Here is a 15302-nt window from a genome sequence, read left to right on the forward strand (position 1 = left end):
GGCAAGCAGACAAGAGGGCCAGGCTTTTGAATCCCATCGTTTTGATCCCCGCGCGTTTCGGCTCCACCCGCCTGCCGGGCAAGGTGCTGGCCGATATCGGCGGCAAACCGATGATCGCGCATGTGCTGGACCGCGCGCTGAGCGCCGGGCTCGGCCCTGTCGCGGTGGCCTGCTGTGAGGCGCAAGTGGCTGAAGCGGTTGAGAAAGCCGGGGCATCGCGGTGATGACGGACCCGGATCTGCCCTCCGGCTCGGACCGTATCTGGGCGGCGCTGCGCCGCCTCGACCCGGCGGGCGCGCATGATGTCATCGTCAATCTGCAAGGCGATCTGCCTTCGATCGACCCGTCCTATCTTGCAACAGTGGTGAAGCCGCTGGCCCAGGGGTTCGATATCGGCACGCTGGTCGCGCCGATCACCACCGAGGCCGAGCGCGATGCGCCCTCCGTGGTCAAATGTGCCTGCGCCTTTCCGGGGATACCGAGGTCAGCCCGGCTTTGTATTTCTCCCGCCATCTGATCCCCTCCGGCGAGGGGCCGCATTGGCATCATATCGGCATCTACGCCTATCGCCGCGCCGCCCTTGAGCGCTTCGTCGCACTGCCGCCCTCGCCGCTGGAGCTGCGCGAGAAGCTGGAGCAGCTGCGGGCGCTGGAAGCGGGCTTGCGCATCGGCGCCGCGCGCGTGGCGCAGGCGCCGTTCGGCGTCGATACTCCAGAAGATCTAGACCGCGCCAGGGAGGCGCTTTGCCAATGAGCCTGATCGCCTTCCAGGGCATGCCTGGCGCCTATTCGGACCTCGCTTGCCGTACCGCTTTTCCGGGGGCCGCCACCCTGCCGTGTGAGAGTTTCCAGGCGGCGATGGCGGCGGTGCGCGAGGGCCGGGCGGATCTCGCCATGCTGCCGCCGGAGAACTCCATCGTCGGCCGGGTGGGGGACATGCACGCGTTGCTGCCCGATTCCGGCCTCTCGATCATCGGCGAGACGTTTTTGCGCGTCGAGCATTGCCTGCTGGCGCCGAAGGGTACGCGGATTTCCGACATCAAGCGCATCCATTCGCATCCGGTGGCTTTGGGCCAGGTGAAGCGGCTGATCGCCGAGCTGGGCGCGACCGCCGTGGTGGAATATGACACCGCCGGGGCGGCGGAGATCATCGCCAAACTCGACAGCAAGGCGGATGCCGCGATCGCTTCCTCGCTGGCGGGCGAGATGTACGGGCTGGAGATTCTGCGCCGTAATGTCGAGGACGAGGCGCATAACACCACCCGCTTCTACATCATGGCCCGCGAACCGCTGCCGGTGGAGCCGGAAACGCCGGGGCTGATGACGACCTTCGTGTTCAATGTCCGCAACGTGCCGGCCGCACTTTACAAGGCGCTGGGCGGGTTCGCGACCAATGGTGTGAACATGACGCGGCTGGAGAGCTACATGGTGAATGGCAGCTTCACCGCCACCCAGTTCCTGGCCGAGGTGGAAGGGCACCCGGCGCAGAGCGGGCTGAAACATGCCTTCGAGGAGCTGGGTTTTTTCTGCACGGACTTCAAAGTCCTGGGCACGTATAAGATGGACCCGTACCGCCTCGCGCACGGATGAAACAAAGAACCCGGCCTATGGCCGGGTTTTTTCGTGACAAGGCGTTGATGGCGTCCCGATGACGGAGCGGCGCAGCCGCGCAGTCTGAATCGGGCCGCCGCTTTCTTCAAGTATTCATCGCCTCGAAGAAATCGTTGTTGCTCTTCGAGTATTTCAGCTTGTCGAGCAGGAACTCCATCGCGTCCGTCGTCCCCATCGGGTTCAGAATGCGGCGCAGCACCCACATCTTCGACAGCACCGCCTTCTCCACCAGCAGCTCTTCCTTACGCGTGCCGGACTTGGTGATGTCGATCGCTGGGAAGGTGCGCTTGTCGGAGAGCTTGCGGTCCAGGATCAGCTCGGCATTGCCGGTGCCCTTGAACTCTTCAAAAATCACCTCGTCCATGCGCGAGCCGGTATCGATCAAGGCGGTGGCGATGATGGTCAGCGAGCCGCCTTCCTCGATATTACGCGCCGCACCGAAGAAGCGCTTCGGGCGCTGCAGGGCGTTCGCATCCACACCGCCGGTCAGCACCTTGCCGGATGAGGGCACCACGGTGTTGTAGGCGCGCGCCAGGCGGGTGATGGAATCCAGCAGGATCACCACGTCGCGCTTATGCTCGACCAAGCGCTTGGCCTTCTCCAGCACCATCTCGGTCACCTGCACGTGGCGCGAGGCCGGCTCGTCGAAGGTGGAGGCCACCACCTCGCCGCGCACGGAGCGCGCCATGTCCGTCACTTCCTCCGGCCGCTCATCGATGAGCAGCACGATCAGGAACACTTCCGGATGGTTGGCGGTGATCGAGGCGGCGATGTTCTGCAGCATCACGGTCTTGCCCGTGCGCGGCGGGGCGACCACCAGGGCGCGCTGGCCCTTGCCGATCGGCGCCACCAGGTCGATCACCCGGCCGGTGACTTCCTTCTGCTGGCCCTTCACGGTCGGCTCCGGCGCTTCCACTTCCATGCGCAGGCGCGAGGTCGGGTAGAGCGGGTGAGATTGTCGAAATTGATGCGGTGCTTCACCGCCTCCGGCGACTCGAAATTGATCTTTTCGACATTTACCAGGGAGAAATAACGCTCGCCTTCCTTGGGGCGCGGATCTCGCCATCCACCGTGTCGCCGGTGCGCAGGCCATAGCGGCGCACCTGCTGCGGGGAGACGTAGATATCGTCCGGGCCGGGGAGGAAGTTGGCCTCGGGGTTGCGCAGGAAGCCGAACCCGTCGGGCAGGATTTCCAGCGTGCCATCACCGTGAATCGCCTGCTCGTTCTCGGCATGGGCTTTCAGGATGGCGAACATGATCTCCTGCTTGCGCAGGGAGGAGGCGTTTTCGACCTCCAGCTCCTCAGCCAGGGCCAGGAGGTCGGTCGGGGATTTTGCCTTTAATTCGGCGAGATGCATGGGGAACCAGAGATCCAGTGACAGGAAACGCTGCGGCGGAAGGCCGCAGCTTTATGGTCAAAATGAGATTTACATGCGGCCGAGGACCGGCGCAGGGACGTGGACGTCCTGACGCTGTAATGGGGATTCGCACGCCCGCCGTCAAGACGGGCGTGGAAATTAGCGTTTTTCCAGTGCCTCGCGGGCTGCCGTCGCCAGCACGTCGGCGCGCTCATTCATCGCATTGCCCGAATGGCCGCGCACCCAGAGCCATTCGATGCTGTGCGGCTTCGCCGCCTCCAGGATCAGCTTCCAGAGATCCATGTTCTTCACCGGATCGCCGGTGGAGGAGCGCCAGTTCTTGCGCACCCAGCCCTGATGCCAGCGTGTGATGCCGTTTTTCAGATATTCGGAATCGGTGTGCAGCTTCACCGTGCAGGGGCGCTTGAGCGCGCTCAGCGCCTCTGCGGCCGCCGTCAGCTCCATGCGGTTATTGGTGGTGTCCGCATCCCCGCCGGAGAGCTCCTTCACCACCTCGCCGAATTTCAGGATCGCCGCCCAGCCGCCCGGGCCCGGATTGGGCTTGCAGCCGCCATCGGTCCAGATTTCAACGATCCGTGCCTCGTCCTCAGAGCCCATAGGCGCCCGCCCCCGAGACCGCGAAATGGAAGCGCAGCCGCCGGTAATAATCCAGCGGGTCTTTCGGCGTCACCAAGGCCGCCGGGGCGCGGTTCAGCCAGTCATAGAGCCGGGTGAGCAGGAAACGGATCGCCCCGCCGCGTGCGAGCACCGGCAGCGCTTCGATCTCCGCCTGGGAAAGCGGGCGCACCGACTGATAACCCCGCAGCAAGGCCCGCGAGCGGGTCACGTTCAGCTCGCCCGGCGTCTCGAAGCACCAGGCGTTCAGGCAGATCGCGATGTCGTAAGCGAGGATGTCCGTGCAGGCGAAGTAGAAATCGATCAGCCCGGAAATTTCGCCATTGAGGAAGAACACGTTGTCGGGGAAGAGATCGGCATGGATCTGCCCGGTGGGCAAACCCTGCGGCCATTCGGCCTGGATGCGCCCCAGCCAGCCTTGCAGCTCCGCCCCCAGCCCGCCCAGTACGCTATCGGCCTGGGGCAGGCTTTTCTCCAGCAGCGGCCCCCAGGCCTCCGGGCCCAGCCCGTTGCGCCGGGTCATGCCAAAGCCCTCGCCGGCCAGATGCAGCCGGGCCAGCGCCGCACCCAGCGGGGCGCAATGCTCCAGGCGGATCTGGCGCGGCCAGACCCGGGCAGGAAGGTGGTGATGGCGGCCATCTTGCCTGCCAGCTCCTGCAAATTGCGCCCATCGCGCCCGCGCACCGGCAGCGGGCAGGAGAGGCCGCGCTCGCGCAGATGCTCCATCAGCCCGAGGAAATAGGGCAGATCCTCCTTGTTCACCCGTTTTTCGTAGAGGGTGAGGATGAAATCCCCGGCGCTGGTCTTCAGCGCGTAATTGCTGTTCTCCACCCCTTCGGCAATGCCACGGAAGGCGGTGAGGGTGCCGATGTCATAAAGTGTGAGAAACGCGCTCAGCGCCTCGTCGGTGACTTCCGTGTAAACTGCCATGCCGCGCTAGATGACCGGGGATAAAAATTCTGGCAAGGGAGGGCCATGAAAGATTTCCGGTCCGTCCTCGCGCCCGCCGCGGCGCTGCTCTCCTTGCTGGCCCTCGCCGCGTGCGGCGGTGGCGGCGACAAGCACCCCGACACCGCCGCGGCCGACGCCACCCCGGCCGACGGCGCCGCCCCGGACCCGACCAAATTCTGCCCGCAAGTGGCGGTGCTGCAGCAGGCCCAGACCGTGACCCTGTTCGAGCCCGGCCGCAGCGATGTGGCGGGGCAGATCTCGACCGGGCGGATCACCGGCGTCTCCGGCGCCTGCACCACCATGACCAAGAAGCGGCAGAAGCTGCTGCAGGTGAAATTCACCGCCAGCTTCCTTACCGATAACGGCCCGGCCAATCACGGCCAGCCGGTGAGCCTGCCTTGGTTCGTGGCGATCACCCAGGGCGATCAGATCATCCAGAAGCAGGACTACACCGCCACGCTCAAATTCGACGGCAATATGAGCACCACGGCGCTGACCAGCAAACCGATCAAGATCGTGCTGCCGCAGGATGAGCAGAGTGCGGATGTCGAAATCCTGGTCGGGTTCGAGATGACGCCGGAGCAGCTCGCCTACGCAAAGGCGCATCCGAGCGCGATGCCCTGAACCGGCCTTTTCAGGGCCGGATGTCGGACATCCCGGCCCCAGAGCCTCAAGCTTTTAGCTTGAGGCTCTGGATTTTGTTTTGGTGAGCAATTTCATGTGTTTATCTTGATTCTGGCGCGTCAACCTAAACACAGATTGCTCTGAAAATTTTTACAAAGCGTATCAGAGCCCGGCCAGGACGCGCTCCAGCGTTTCCAGGAAGCGCGTTGCATCCGCCCCGTTGAAGGGCAGCGGCGGGCGGATTTTCAGCACATTCCCCTGCGGACCCTCGGTGCCGATCAGCACCTGGGCGCGGCGCATCGCATTGGCGATGCGTTTGGCCAAAGCGCGGGAGGGTTGGCCGGCCTCAAAAATCTCCACCCCGGTCATCAGCCCGGCGCCGCGCACATCCGCCAGCAGCGGGAAGCGCCCCTGCAGGCTGGCGATCCCGGCCCGCAGCGCAGTGCCGGTGCGCTGGGCGTTGCCCTGCAAATCCTCCTCCTGCAGCACGTTCAGCGTCGCCAACGCCGCCGCCGCCGAGACCGGGTTGCCGCCGAAGGTGGAGAAGAACTCGATCTTGCGCTGGAAAATCTCCAGAATCTCAGGCCGCGTCACCACCGCGCCGGTGGGGTGGCCATTGGCCATCGGCTTGCCCAGCGTGACCATGTCCGGCACCACGCCATGGCGGGCGAAGCCCCAGAAGGCCTCGCCCATCCGTCCGAAGCCGGACTGCACCTCATCGCCCACCACCAGCCCGCCGGCTTCGCGCACCTTGGCGGCGATGGCGGCAAAATAGCCTGCCGGCGCGGCGGTGATGCCATGGGCGGTGAAGGCGCTGTCCACCAGCAGCATCGCCACCCCCAGCCCTTTTGCCTGCAGCGCCGCAATCGCCCGGTCCGCGTCCGCCGCGTAAGGCGCGGCCTCGGTGAAGCGGCCCCGGAACGGGTCCGGCACTTCCAGCACCTCGATATAGGGTTCCAGCGGCTGCGCCTGCGGGCCGTGATAGGGCGAGAGCGCGGCGGAGATTTCGGTGATGCCGTGATAGGCCCCGGAGATGACGATGGCGCCGCTCTTGCCCGTCACCGCCTTGGCGATGCGATAGGCGGTGTCATTCGCCTCGGAACCGGAATTGACGAACAGCACCTGGCTCAGCCCGTCCGGCAGGGTCGCGGTCAGGCGCTCGGCATAGGCCACCACCGTCTCGTGCAGGTAGCGCGTGTTGGTGCACATCCAATGCATCTGCCGTGAGATCGCGTCTGCGACGCGGACATTGCCATGGCCGACGGAGGGGACGTTGTTATAGGCGTCCAGATAATCCGTGCCGTCCGGGGCGAAGAGATGCGCGCCCTGGCCATACACCAGATGCACCGGCTCCTCGTAAGACAGCTCCAGCCCCTTGCCCAGCACCGCGAAGCGGCGCGCGGTCAGGCCCGCACTGGGCCGGCTGGCGCAGGCGGCGCGGAAGCGCGCCACCACCCGCTCCTTGCCCGCCGCCAGAAATGCCTGGATGGCGGCGATGCCGATGCCGGCCAAAGCCGCCAGCTTCTCCGCCCCCTCCGGATCGTTCTGCTTGCGCCAGGCCATGATGGTCGCGGCCAGCGCGTGGCGGGCGATGATCGCCTCGAACAGCGCCCCGAACTCCTCGGGCTGCAACGGGTTCACCGCGTCATAGCCGGCGACGATCTCGGTGGCGTAGGCGATCGGATCCAGGCTGGTGCCGACGGTTTCGGCGGCGGTGACGGCGATATCGAAGATCAGCGGCGCATGGATCATGTCGCCGAAATCCAACATGCCGGTCAGGCGGGTGGCGTCCGCATCCACCAGCATGTTGCCGGGGTGCAGATCGTTATGCACGGGCTGGTGGCGCAGCCGGTCCAGATGCGGGCGGAAGGCCAGGAAGCGCTCCAGCACGGCCTCGACCAGAGCGCGGTCCTGCGCCGGTTCGATCAACGCCGCCGAGGGGCGGAGGATTTCGATGGCGCGCAGATCCCAGACGATCTTCTGCCCCATGCCGGGGTGGAAGACATTGGCCAGCGCGCGGTCCAGCCGGGCGAGCTGGGCGCCGACGTCGCGCAGCAGGGCAGGGGGGGCTCGACATCATCCATCACCCGGCCCGGCTGGAAATCCAGGGCGCGGACCATATGCGGGGTGTCGGCGGCATCCTTGACGAAGGCGTAGGCGTCCCCCGCCAAAGTGCGGCGCACGCGCGGCACCGGCAGAGACGGGTCCATGGCCTGGATGTGGTCGAGCACGATTGTCTGGAAGTCCACGGCACTTTCCAGCTCGGTCGGGCTGAGGATTTTCAGGATGATCCCCGGCCCTTGTGCCGGGGTGATGCGGAAATTCTGGTCGCGCTCGCCATAGAGCGGCTTGGCGGGGCCGTCGATGCCGAAGATGTCGCGGGCAAAGGCGGCGGCCGCCTCGGCGCTGAAGCAAGGCGGGCTGGTTTCCAGGGCGAGCAGGGATTTCGGGTCGGTCATGGCCCGCAAATAGGCAAAGCCGATCGCCGCGCGCCAGACTTTAAAACACAAAGGCCGCCCTCAACGGGCGGCCCGTTGCAAAAGTTTTTGGGGTGTGGGGTGTTTTTTCAAAACCACCCCACGTCTTTCAGCCGCCCTGCGCCACGAATTTCTCCAGCCAGTGAATCGTATATTCACCCGACTGGAACTCCTCATTCTCCAGAATCCGCTGATGCAGCGGGATCGTCGTCTTGATCCCGGTGATGACGAATTCCGTCAGCGCCCGGCGCATCCGCGCGATCGCCTCGTCGCGGGTGCGGCCATAGGTGATCAGCTTGGCGATCAGGCTGTCATAATGCGGCGGCACGCGGTAGCCGGCATAGAGCGCGCTATCCACCCGCACGCCCAGCCCGCCCGGCGCATGGAACACCTCCACCTTGCCCGGCGAGGGGGTGAAGGTCTCGGGATCCTCGGCGGTGATGCGGCATTCGATGGCATGGCCCTCGAAGCGAATATCCGCCTGGGTGTAGCCCAGCTTCTCGCCGGCAGCGATGCGGATCTGCTCGCGCACCAGATCGATGCCGGAAATCGCCTCGGAGACCGGATGCTCCACCTGCAGGCGGGTATTCATCTCGATGAAGGCGAACTGCCCGTCCTGGTAAAGGAACTCCAGCGTGCCGGCATTGCGGTAGCCGAATTTCTTCAGCGCGTCGGTCGCGGTCTTGCCCAGCGCATCGCGCGCCTGCGCGGTGATGACCGGCGAGCCCGCCTCTTCCAGCACCTTCTGGTGGCGGCGCTGCAACGAGCAGTCGCGCTCGCCGATATGTACCACTTCGCCGTAATTATCTGCCAGGATCTGCAGCTCGATATGGCGCGGCTTATCGAGATATTTCTCCATATAGACCGCATTATTGCCGAAGGCGGCCAGGGCTTCGGCGCGGGCCTCGCGCCAGGCGGCGTCCAGCTCGTCCTTGGATTTCGCCACTTTCATGCCGCGCCCGCCACCGCCGGCGGCGGCCTTGATCAGCACCGGATACATGATCCGGTCCGCGACCTCATGCGCCTCCTCCAGCGAGGACAGCTCACCCGGCGAGCCGGGCACCAGCGGCACGCCCAAAGCGGCCATGGTGGTCTTGGCGGTGATCTTGTCGCCCATCATGCGGATATGCTCGGCGGTCGGGCCGATGAAGACCAGCCCGTGCGCCTCCACCATCTCGGCGAATTTGGCGTTCTCGGAGAGGAAGCCGTAGCCAGGATGGATCGCCTCCGCCCCGGTGATGAGGGCGGCGGAAATGATCGCTGGCATGTTGAGATAGGAATCGCGCCCCAAAGGCGGGCCGATGCAGACGCTCTCATCGGCGAGGCGCACATGCATGGCGTCCGTATCCGCGGTGGAATGCACCGCGACGGAGGCAATGCCCATCTCGCGGCAGGCGCGCAGCACCCGCAGCGCGATCTCGCCGCGATTGGCGATCAGGATCTTTTTGAACATCGGGCTGCCGGTCCGTTATTCGATGATCAGCAGGGGCTCGTCATATTCGACGGGCGCGCCGCTGGTCACCAGCACCTGCTTCACCACACCGGCGCGCGGCGCCTTGATCTGGTTGAAGGTCTTCATCGCCTCGATCAGCAGCAGCGTGGCCCGGCCTCGACCTGCTGGCCGACGGAGACATAAGGTGCCGCGCCGGGTTCGGCGGAGAGATAGGCGACACCCACCATCGGGCTCTTCACCGCGCCGGGATGCTTGGCCGGCTCGGCGGCGGCAGGGGCGGCGGCCGGGGCAGCCGCAACCGGCGCGGTGGCGGGGGCGGCGGCCATCGCCATCGGGGCGGCGGCGGTCATCGTCACCGGCGCCGGCTTGGCGGCCAGGCGAACCTTGCGGTCCCCCTCTTCCAGCTCGATCTCGGTCAGACCGGTGTCTTTGAGCAGCGCCGCCAGCTCGGCGAGCGCCTTGGGGTCGAAAGAAAGGCTCATTGTTCGTCTTCTTCCAGAATTTCAGAGAGGGCCAACAGAGCGAGCCTATAGCCGGCAAAGCCGAGCCCGCAAATCACGCCGGTGGCGGCGTGGGAGACATAGGAATGGTGCCGGAAGGCTTCGCGCTGGTGGATATTGGAGAGATGCACCTCGATGATCGGGATATCGAGGCTCTTCAGCGCATCCATCAGCGCCACCGAGGTATGGGAATAGCCGGCGGGTTGATGATGAGCCCGGCGGCGCTATGGCGCGCCTCCTGCACCCAGGTGATCAGCTCACCCTCATGGTTGCTTTGCCGGAAATCGATGGCGAGTCCGGCCCCTTCCGCCACCTCGGCGCAGAGTGTTTCCAGATCGTCCAGCGTGCCGTGACCGTAAATGTCCGGTTCCCGGGTGCCGAGGAGATTCAGGTTCGGTCCGTTCAGGACCAGAATGAGGGGTGCTGCCATGGTGCCGCTTGCGGTAGCATAGTGCCTCCGCGCCGCCAAATTTTTGCGGGGGTTGTTTCCATCCTTGTGGATCAATGGCTTGATTTATCAATGATTTACTGTGGCCCCGCGCGAGGCTTGCGGACGCCATGCCGGCAGCGCGCATCGCCTTGCCTTGCCTGCGCAAGGTGCCGGGCCGATAATAAGCGCCATGAGCCAAACCATTGAACAGATCACGCTCAGCGTGAACGGCGAATCGATGCAGGTCCCGGCCGGCACCAGCCTGACCGGGCTGGTGGCTCTGATGGAGCTGGATACGCGCAAGCTGGCGGTTGAACGCAATCTGGAGATCGTGCCCCGCTCCCAATATGGCGCCACCGTGCTCCAGCACGGCGATGCGCTGGAAATCGTGCATTTTGTCGGAGGGGGTTAGATCCATGGACGGTATCACGCAGAAGGCCCACGCTGGAGATCTAGGGGGCTGGACGGTCGCGGGGCGGCATTTTGCCTCGCGCCTGGTCGTCGGCACCGGGAAATACAAGGATCTGGAGACCACCGCCGAGGCGATCGCCCAGTCCGGCGCGGAGATGGTCACCGTGGCGCTGCGCCGGGTGAATGTGCATGACCGCAACGCCCCGATGCTGCAGGATTTCGTCGATCCGAAGCGCTATACTTACCTGCCCAACACCGCCGGCTGCTTCACCGCCGATGAGGCCGTGCGCACGCTGCGCCTGGCCCGCGAGGCCGGGGGCTGGAACCTGGTGAAGCTGGAAGTGCTCGGCCCGCCGCCGACCCTCTACCCGGACATGGCCGCAACCCTGCTGGCCGCCGAAGCCCTCATCAAGGACGGGTTCGAGGTCATGGTCTATTGCGCCGATGACCCGGTGGCGGCGAAGCGGCTGGAGGATATGGGCTGTGTCGCCATCATGCCGCTGGGCGCGCCGATCGGCTCTGGCCTTGGCGTGCAGAACCCGGTGATGATCCAGACCATCATCGAGAACGCCAAGGTGCCGGTGCTGGTGGATGCCGGGGTCGGCACCGCCTGGGATGCCGCCTATGCGATGGAGCTGGGCTGCGACGCGGTGCTGGTGAATTCCGCCATCGCCATGGCGGATGACCCGGTGAAGATGGCGGTGGCGATGAAGCACGGCGTCATCGCCGGCCGGCTGGCCTTCGAGGCCGGGCGGATTCCGCGCAAATCCTACGCCTCCGCCTCCTCGCCGATGACCGGGCTGATCCGCTGAAGCTGCTGCGCCGTGCCGGCCCGGAGGTTTTCGCCAATTTCATCGCCCCCTACCTCGTCTATGAGGCGCTGGATGCGCGGCTGGGCGATACGGATGCGTTGATCGCCTCCGCCCTGCCGCCTTTGCTGTGGAGCGGCTACGAGCTGGCCAAGACCAGGCGGCTGGATGCGGTCTCGTTCCTGGTGGTGGCCAGCATCCTGTTCACCCTCGCCGCCACCGCCATGGGCGGCTCGCCCCGGCTGATCCAGATCCGCGACGCGCTGGTTACCGGCGCCGTCGGGGGGCTGTTCCTGGCCTCGCTGGCGCTGGAAAAGCCGCTGATCTTCTATCTGGCCCGCGCCACCTCGGCCCGCAACACGCCGGAGGGCGCGGCGCGGTTCGAGGCGATGTGGGCGCAGCCGGGCACCCGGCGCAGCTTTCGGGTGCTGACACTGGTCTGGGGTCTGGGGCTGATCGCGCAGACCTGCGTGATGTGCACCCTGGCCAGCATCTGGAAGATCGACCGCTATCTGCTGTTGAGCCCGTTCATCGGGTACGGGATTTTCGGCCTGCTGCTGCTCTGGAGCTTCTGGTACGCCACCCGGCGCAAGGCCCTGGCGGAGCTGAGGGCGCCGGCGCCGCTGGAACCGCCCATTCCTTAGAGCATCAAGCTTTTAGCTTGATGCTCTAAGTTTTGTTTTGGCGAGCAATTTCATGTATTTAGGTTGACGCTGTCGCGTCAACCTAAATACATATTGCTCTAATTTACCAAAGTTTTTGGGGGTCTGGGGAGGTTTTTCAAAAACACCCCCAGCTCTTCAACCCGCCGTCTCGTCCCGGGTCCAGATCGCGCCTTTGATCTTGCCGACAAACCCCGCATGCGCCGCTTTCTGCTCATCGCTCAGCGCGATCCGCCTTGGCGTGCGGTTGGCCGGGGCCTGGTACTGCGCGAAGGAGAGCCCGGCCTCCTGGTCCAGCACCAGCCCGCGCTGGCGCCCGCCGGTCAGCTCCACATACACTTCCGCCAGCAGCTTGCAGTCCAGCAGCGCGTTATGGGTGGTGCGCGCAGAGAGGTCGATCTCGAAGCGCCGGCACAGCGCGTCCAGGCTGTTCGGCATGCCGGGGAAGCGCTGCTTGGCCAGCACCAGCGTGTCGATCATCCGCGCCTTGTCCAGGGGCGGGCGGCCGATGCGCTGCAACTCCGCCGAGATGAAGCCGAAATCGAACGGCGCATTATGCGCGACCAGCGGGACTCCCCGAAAAACGCCAGCATCTCATCCGCCACCTCGGCGAATTTCGGCTTGCCCTCCACATGCGCGTTGGTGATGGCGTGAATGCGGGTGCTGTCCGCCGGAATGTCCCGCTCCGGGTCCAGCAGCGCGTAAAACGTGTTGCCGGTGGGCAGGTCGTTTTCCAGCTCGATCGCGGCGATTTCGATCACCCTATCCCCGGTCAGCGGCTCGAAGCCGGTGGTCTCGGTATCGAACAAAACGGACCGGCTCATAGCCCCAGCTCCTGCAAAATCTCGTCCACCTGTGCCTGGGTCGCTTCCAGCGTGCCACCGGTTTCGACCACGTAATCCGCCTTTTCGCGTTTTTGCGCATCCGGCATCTGCCTGGCGATGATCGCCTCGATCTGCGCCAGCGTCAGCCCGCGCTGGCGCACCCGCTCGATCTGCACCTCGCGCGGGCAGGAAACCACGATCACCTTGTCGAACCCCGCTTCCCGGCCGGTTTCCAGCAGCAACGGAATATCCAGCAGCACCGCTTGTCGCCCCGCGGCCGTGGCATCGGCAATAAACGCCGCCTCGGCCGCGCGTACCAGCGGATGCATGATCTCTTCCAGCGCGCGCATCTGCGTCCCATCGGCCAGCACCAGGGCGCGCAGCCGGGCGCGGTCCAGCACGCCCGCTTCCACGGTGCCGGGAAAGGCCGCCGCAATCGCCGCAATCGCCACCCCGCCAGGGGCCTGCAGCCGGTGGACCTCGTCATCCGCATTGAAGCCCGGCACGTCGCGCGACGCGAACATCCCGGCCACGGTGGATTTGCCCATGCCGATGCCACCGGTGAGGCCGAGGCGCATCATGCGGCGACGATCCGGTACAGCTCCTCATCCACCACCGGCGTCACCCCGAACCAGGCGCTAAAGCCCGGCACCGCCTGGTGCAGCAACATCCCCAGCCCTTCCACCGGGGTCAGCCCACGCTCACGCGCCGCACGCAGCAATGCGGTCTCCAGCGGCGCGAAGATGATGTCGGCCACCGCCAGGCTCGTATGGGCGTGGGAGAGGTCCATCTCCAAAGGCGGCTGGTGCACCATGCCGAGCGAGGTGGTGTTGATCAGCAGCGCGTAATCGCCCAGCGCCTCGGCCCGGCGCTCCCAGGGCAGCACCTCGCCCGCCATTGCCATCGCCAGGGCGGCGGCGCGCTCGGGCGTCCGGTTGGCGAAGGTGATCTTCGCGCCCTCGTCCTGCAGCGCCGCGCCGATGCCGCGCGCGGCCCCGCCGGCACCCAGAATCAGCACCGGCCCCGCCGCCGGGTCCACCCCATGCGCGCGCAGATTGGCGATGAAGCCATAGCCGTCGGTATTGCGCCCCTCGATGCCGCGCTCGGAGAAGACCAGCATGTTCACCGCTCCGGCGCGGCGGGCGAATTCATCCACATGGTCGCACACCGCAAAGGCGGCTTCCTTGTGCGGGATGGTTACATTCATCCCGGCGAACCCGGCTTTGGCCAAGGCGGGCACCACCGTCGAGAAATCCTCCGGGCGGATCGGCAGCGGCAGATAGGCGCCGTCGATCTGATGCCGGTTCAGCCAGGTGCCGTGGATCCGGGGGGAGCGTGAGTGGGCGACCGGCCAGCCGGTGACACCGGCGAGCCGGGCGGAGCCGGAGAGGAGTCGCAACATGGGCGGACACCACCATGCCGCCACGCGCTTGCCAAGAGCAGAAGCAGCACAGCCGGTACCAGATGCGCGAAAGCCGGGTGCCAGGGCAGCAGCCCCGGCCCGAACCAGGCCAGGAAGAACAAAACCGGCTCGCCGGGCTTGAAGCTGCCTGCCGCCTCTCTTGCTTCCGCCAGCCGCGCCTCCACCAGCAGCGCCACCGCGAGGCTGACGCCGAGCAGGTCGTAAACATGCAGATAGGGGCTGGCCAGGCCAGAGAGAATCAGCATCGCCGGCACTGAGCGGGTGAACAGCCCGGCCAGCACGCACAGCGCGCTCACCCCCGCCTGCACCGCCAGTGCCGGGACGAGGCCGAGCGGCCTGGCGGTGGCGAAGGCGCTGATCAGCCCGCCGGCGAATGCCTTTGGCTCGCCGGTGAGCAGCACATTGCTCATCATCGGGCTGGTATAATGCAGGAAGCCCACCCAGGCGGCTTGCCCAAAGGCCCATAGCGAGGCCGCGGCCAGCAGCACCGTCGCCAAGGCCGCATAAAAGAAAGCCAACTTCCGTCGGCGCAGCAGATACAGCGGCAGCACCAGCCCGAGTTGCGGCTTGAAGCTGGCCAGCCCGATCAAGGCGCCCGCCAGCCGGGGCCGTGCCTGCGCCAGCAGCAACCCGCCGCCGATCAGCGCCGTCAGCAGCGCCGCATTCTGATGCTCCATGGCGTTTTCCAGGCTGGCCGGAGCCAGCAGCACGGCGGCGATGAACCAGACGCTCTTGCCCGCCAGCCGCAGCACCAACGCCAGCAGCGCCAGTGAGAGCGCATCGAAGGCCAGCACCGCCGGCCAGGGCGGCAGCCAGCCGAAGGCCGCCGCGATCAGCCCGTAGCTCGGCGGATAGCTCCACAGATGATAGGGCAATTTCCCATACATGCCCTGCAAAAAGCTCTGATAGGCCTGATGGTCGAACAGCATCCCCAGCTGCCCGTGCAGGTACAGAAATCCGCCGGCCCAGAAATCCAGCCCGTCGCGCAAGGCTTTGCCGTGGAAGCCATGCAGCTGGCCCCACAGGATCGCCACCGCCTCGCCAAGCGAGGGCAGGGTGCAGAGGGCGACGATCAAAACCAGTCTTAACCGGCTGAAGGCTTGATTTTTTTCCGACATATGCGCTTTAGTCCGG

12 protein-coding genes and 6 pseudogenes are annotated in these 15302 nt (G+C 65.7%); 6 read left to right on the forward strand and 12 right to left on the reverse strand.

Features of this window, described 5'->3' with window-relative positions; genetic code table 11:
- Window positions 1-26: 26 nt before the first annotated feature.
- Window positions 27-753, forward strand: a pseudogene (locus GT370_RS17075) (3-deoxy-manno-octulosonate cytidylyltransferase).
- A complete protein-coding gene (locus GT370_RS17080) occupies window positions 750-1589 on the forward strand; it encodes a prephenate dehydratase (RefSeq protein WP_008495071.1) in 840 nt (279 codons plus the stop codon). The pseudogene GT370_RS17075 and the gene GT370_RS17080 overlap by 4 nt, the downstream one beginning before the upstream one ends.
- Window positions 1590-1695: 106 nt before the next feature.
- On the opposite strand, the pseudogene rho reads toward GT370_RS17080, so the two are convergent.
- From rho to GT370_RS17095, 3 genes and pseudogenes are all read right to left on the reverse strand, one after another.
- A pseudogene (gene rho / locus GT370_RS17085) lies at window positions 1696-2968 on the reverse strand (transcription termination factor Rho).
- Window positions 2969-3127: 159 nt separating this feature from the next.
- Complete coding sequence (rnhA, locus tag GT370_RS17090) at window positions 3128-3586, reverse strand: ribonuclease HI (RefSeq protein ID WP_008495074.1); 459 nt, start codon at window positions 3584-3586, stop codon at window positions 3128-3130.
- A pseudogene (locus GT370_RS17095) lies at window positions 3576-4534 on the reverse strand (homoserine kinase). The gene rnhA and the pseudogene GT370_RS17095 overlap by 11 nt, the downstream one beginning before the upstream one ends.
- A gap of 45 nt (window positions 4535-4579) precedes the next feature.
- Between GT370_RS17095 and GT370_RS17100 the strand changes: the two are divergent.
- Window positions 4580-5179: a hypothetical protein gene (locus GT370_RS17100; RefSeq protein ID WP_008495076.1), complete on the forward strand. Its 600-nt coding sequence runs from the start codon at window positions 4580-4582 to the stop codon at window positions 5177-5179.
- Between the two features lie 162 nt (window positions 5180-5341).
- Here the strand turns inward: GT370_RS17100 and GT370_RS17105 are convergent, their stop codons facing one another.
- The 5 genes and pseudogenes from GT370_RS17105 to aroQ form a co-directional block, all read right to left on the reverse strand.
- On the reverse strand, window positions 5342-7204 hold the full coding sequence (locus GT370_RS17105; protein ID WP_333490094.1) for an aminotransferase class III-fold pyridoxal phosphate-dependent enzyme: 1863 nt from the start codon (window positions 7202-7204) through the stop codon (window positions 5342-5344).
- Window positions 7105-7647 (reverse strand): hypothetical protein, encoded by a 543-nt coding sequence (locus GT370_RS17110; protein WP_270183438.1) that lies wholly within the window; start codon window positions 7645-7647, stop codon window positions 7105-7107. The genes GT370_RS17105 and GT370_RS17110 overlap by 100 nt, the downstream gene beginning before the upstream one ends.
- A gap of 118 nt (window positions 7648-7765) precedes the next feature.
- The gene (accC, locus tag GT370_RS17115; protein ID WP_008495078.1) at window positions 7766-9109 is read right to left on the reverse strand and encodes an acetyl-CoA carboxylase biotin carboxylase subunit; all 1344 of its coding nucleotides are present in this window, start codon (window positions 9107-9109) and stop codon (window positions 7766-7768) included.
- Between the two features lie 15 nt (window positions 9110-9124).
- Window positions 9125-9591 (reverse strand): annotated as a pseudogene (gene accB, locus GT370_RS17120) (acetyl-CoA carboxylase biotin carboxyl carrier protein).
- Window positions 9588-10039, reverse strand: a pseudogene (gene aroQ, locus GT370_RS17125) (type II 3-dehydroquinate dehydratase). The pseudogenes accB and aroQ overlap by 4 nt, the downstream one beginning before the upstream one ends.
- Window positions 10040-10229: 190 nt before the next feature.
- On the opposite strand from aroQ, the gene thiS reads away from it, so the two are divergent.
- From thiS to GT370_RS17140, 3 genes are read left to right on the forward strand one after another with little or no spacing between them, the layout of a single operon-like run.
- Window positions 10230-10451: a sulfur carrier protein ThiS gene (thiS, locus tag GT370_RS17130; protein WP_008495082.1), complete on the forward strand. Its 222-nt coding sequence runs from the start codon at window positions 10230-10232 to the stop codon at window positions 10449-10451.
- Window positions 10452-10455: 4 nt separating this feature from the next.
- On the forward strand, window positions 10456-11262 hold the full coding sequence (locus GT370_RS17135; RefSeq protein WP_008495083.1) for a thiazole synthase: 807 nt from the start codon (window positions 10456-10458) through the stop codon (window positions 11260-11262).
- A gap of 5 nt (window positions 11263-11267) precedes the next feature.
- Window positions 11268-11903 (forward strand): VC0807 family protein, encoded by a 636-nt coding sequence (locus GT370_RS17140; RefSeq protein WP_280512642.1) that lies wholly within the window; start codon window positions 11268-11270, stop codon window positions 11901-11903.
- Between the two features lie 156 nt (window positions 11904-12059).
- Here the strand turns inward: GT370_RS17140 and dnaQ are convergent.
- The 4 genes and pseudogenes from dnaQ to GT370_RS17160 all read right to left on the reverse strand — a co-directional run bounded on the left by dnaQ (window position 12060) and on the right by GT370_RS17160 (window position 15286).
- Window positions 12060-12745 (reverse strand): annotated as a pseudogene (gene dnaQ / locus GT370_RS17145) (DNA polymerase III subunit epsilon).
- Entirely contained in the window at window positions 12742-13326 is a 585-nt protein-coding gene (gene coaE, locus GT370_RS17150) for a dephospho-CoA kinase (RefSeq protein WP_008495086.1), read from the reverse strand. Before coaE ends, dnaQ begins: the two are co-directional and overlap by 4 nt.
- Complete coding sequence (locus GT370_RS17155) at window positions 13323-14147, reverse strand: shikimate dehydrogenase (RefSeq protein ID WP_008495087.1); 825 nt, start codon at window positions 14145-14147, stop codon at window positions 13323-13325. Before GT370_RS17155 ends, coaE begins: the two co-directional genes overlap by 4 nt.
- Window positions 14051-15286: a glycosyltransferase family 87 protein gene (locus GT370_RS17160; protein ID WP_008495088.1), complete on the reverse strand. Its 1236-nt coding sequence runs from the start codon at window positions 15284-15286 to the stop codon at window positions 14051-14053. The genes GT370_RS17155 and GT370_RS17160 overlap by 97 nt, the downstream gene beginning before the upstream one ends.
- Window positions 15287-15302: the final 16 nt, after the last annotated feature.

The sequence above is a fragment of the Acidocella sp. MX-AZ03 genome (genome assembly GCF_027626035.1).
Lineage (GTDB): Bacteria > Pseudomonadota > Alphaproteobacteria > Acetobacterales > Acetobacteraceae > Acidocella > Acidocella facilis.

Coding starts and splice junctions, on each gene's coding strand:
- GT370_RS17080 (WP_008495071.1), top strand. CDS start 750: ATGAGCCTGATCGCCTTCCAGGGCATGCCTGGCGCCTATTCGGACCTC.
- GT370_RS17100 (WP_008495076.1), top strand. CDS start 4,580: ATGAAAGATTTCCGGTCCGTCCTCGCGCCCGCCGCGGCGCTGCTCTCC.
- accC (WP_008495078.1), bottom strand. CDS start 9,109: ATGTTCAAAAAGATCCTGATCGCCAATCGCGGCGAGATCGCGCTGCGG.
- GT370_RS17160 (WP_008495088.1), bottom strand. CDS start 15,286: ATGTCGGAAAAAAATCAAGCCTTCAGCCGGTTAAGACTGGTTTTGATC.
- GT370_RS17155 (WP_008495087.1), bottom strand. CDS start 14,147: ATGTTGCGACTCCTCTCCGGCTCCGCCCGGCTCGCCGGTGTCACCGGC.
- coaE (WP_008495086.1), bottom strand. CDS start 13,326: ATGATGCGCCTCGGCCTCACCGGTGGCATCGGCATGGGCAAATCCACC.
- thiS (WP_008495082.1), top strand. CDS start 10,230: ATGAGCCAAACCATTGAACAGATCACGCTCAGCGTGAACGGCGAATCG.
- GT370_RS17135 (WP_008495083.1), top strand. CDS start 10,456: ATGGACGGTATCACGCAGAAGGCCCACGCTGGAGATCTAGGGGGCTGG.
- rnhA (WP_008495074.1), bottom strand. CDS start 3,586: ATGGGCTCTGAGGACGAGGCACGGATCGTTGAAATCTGGACCGATGGC.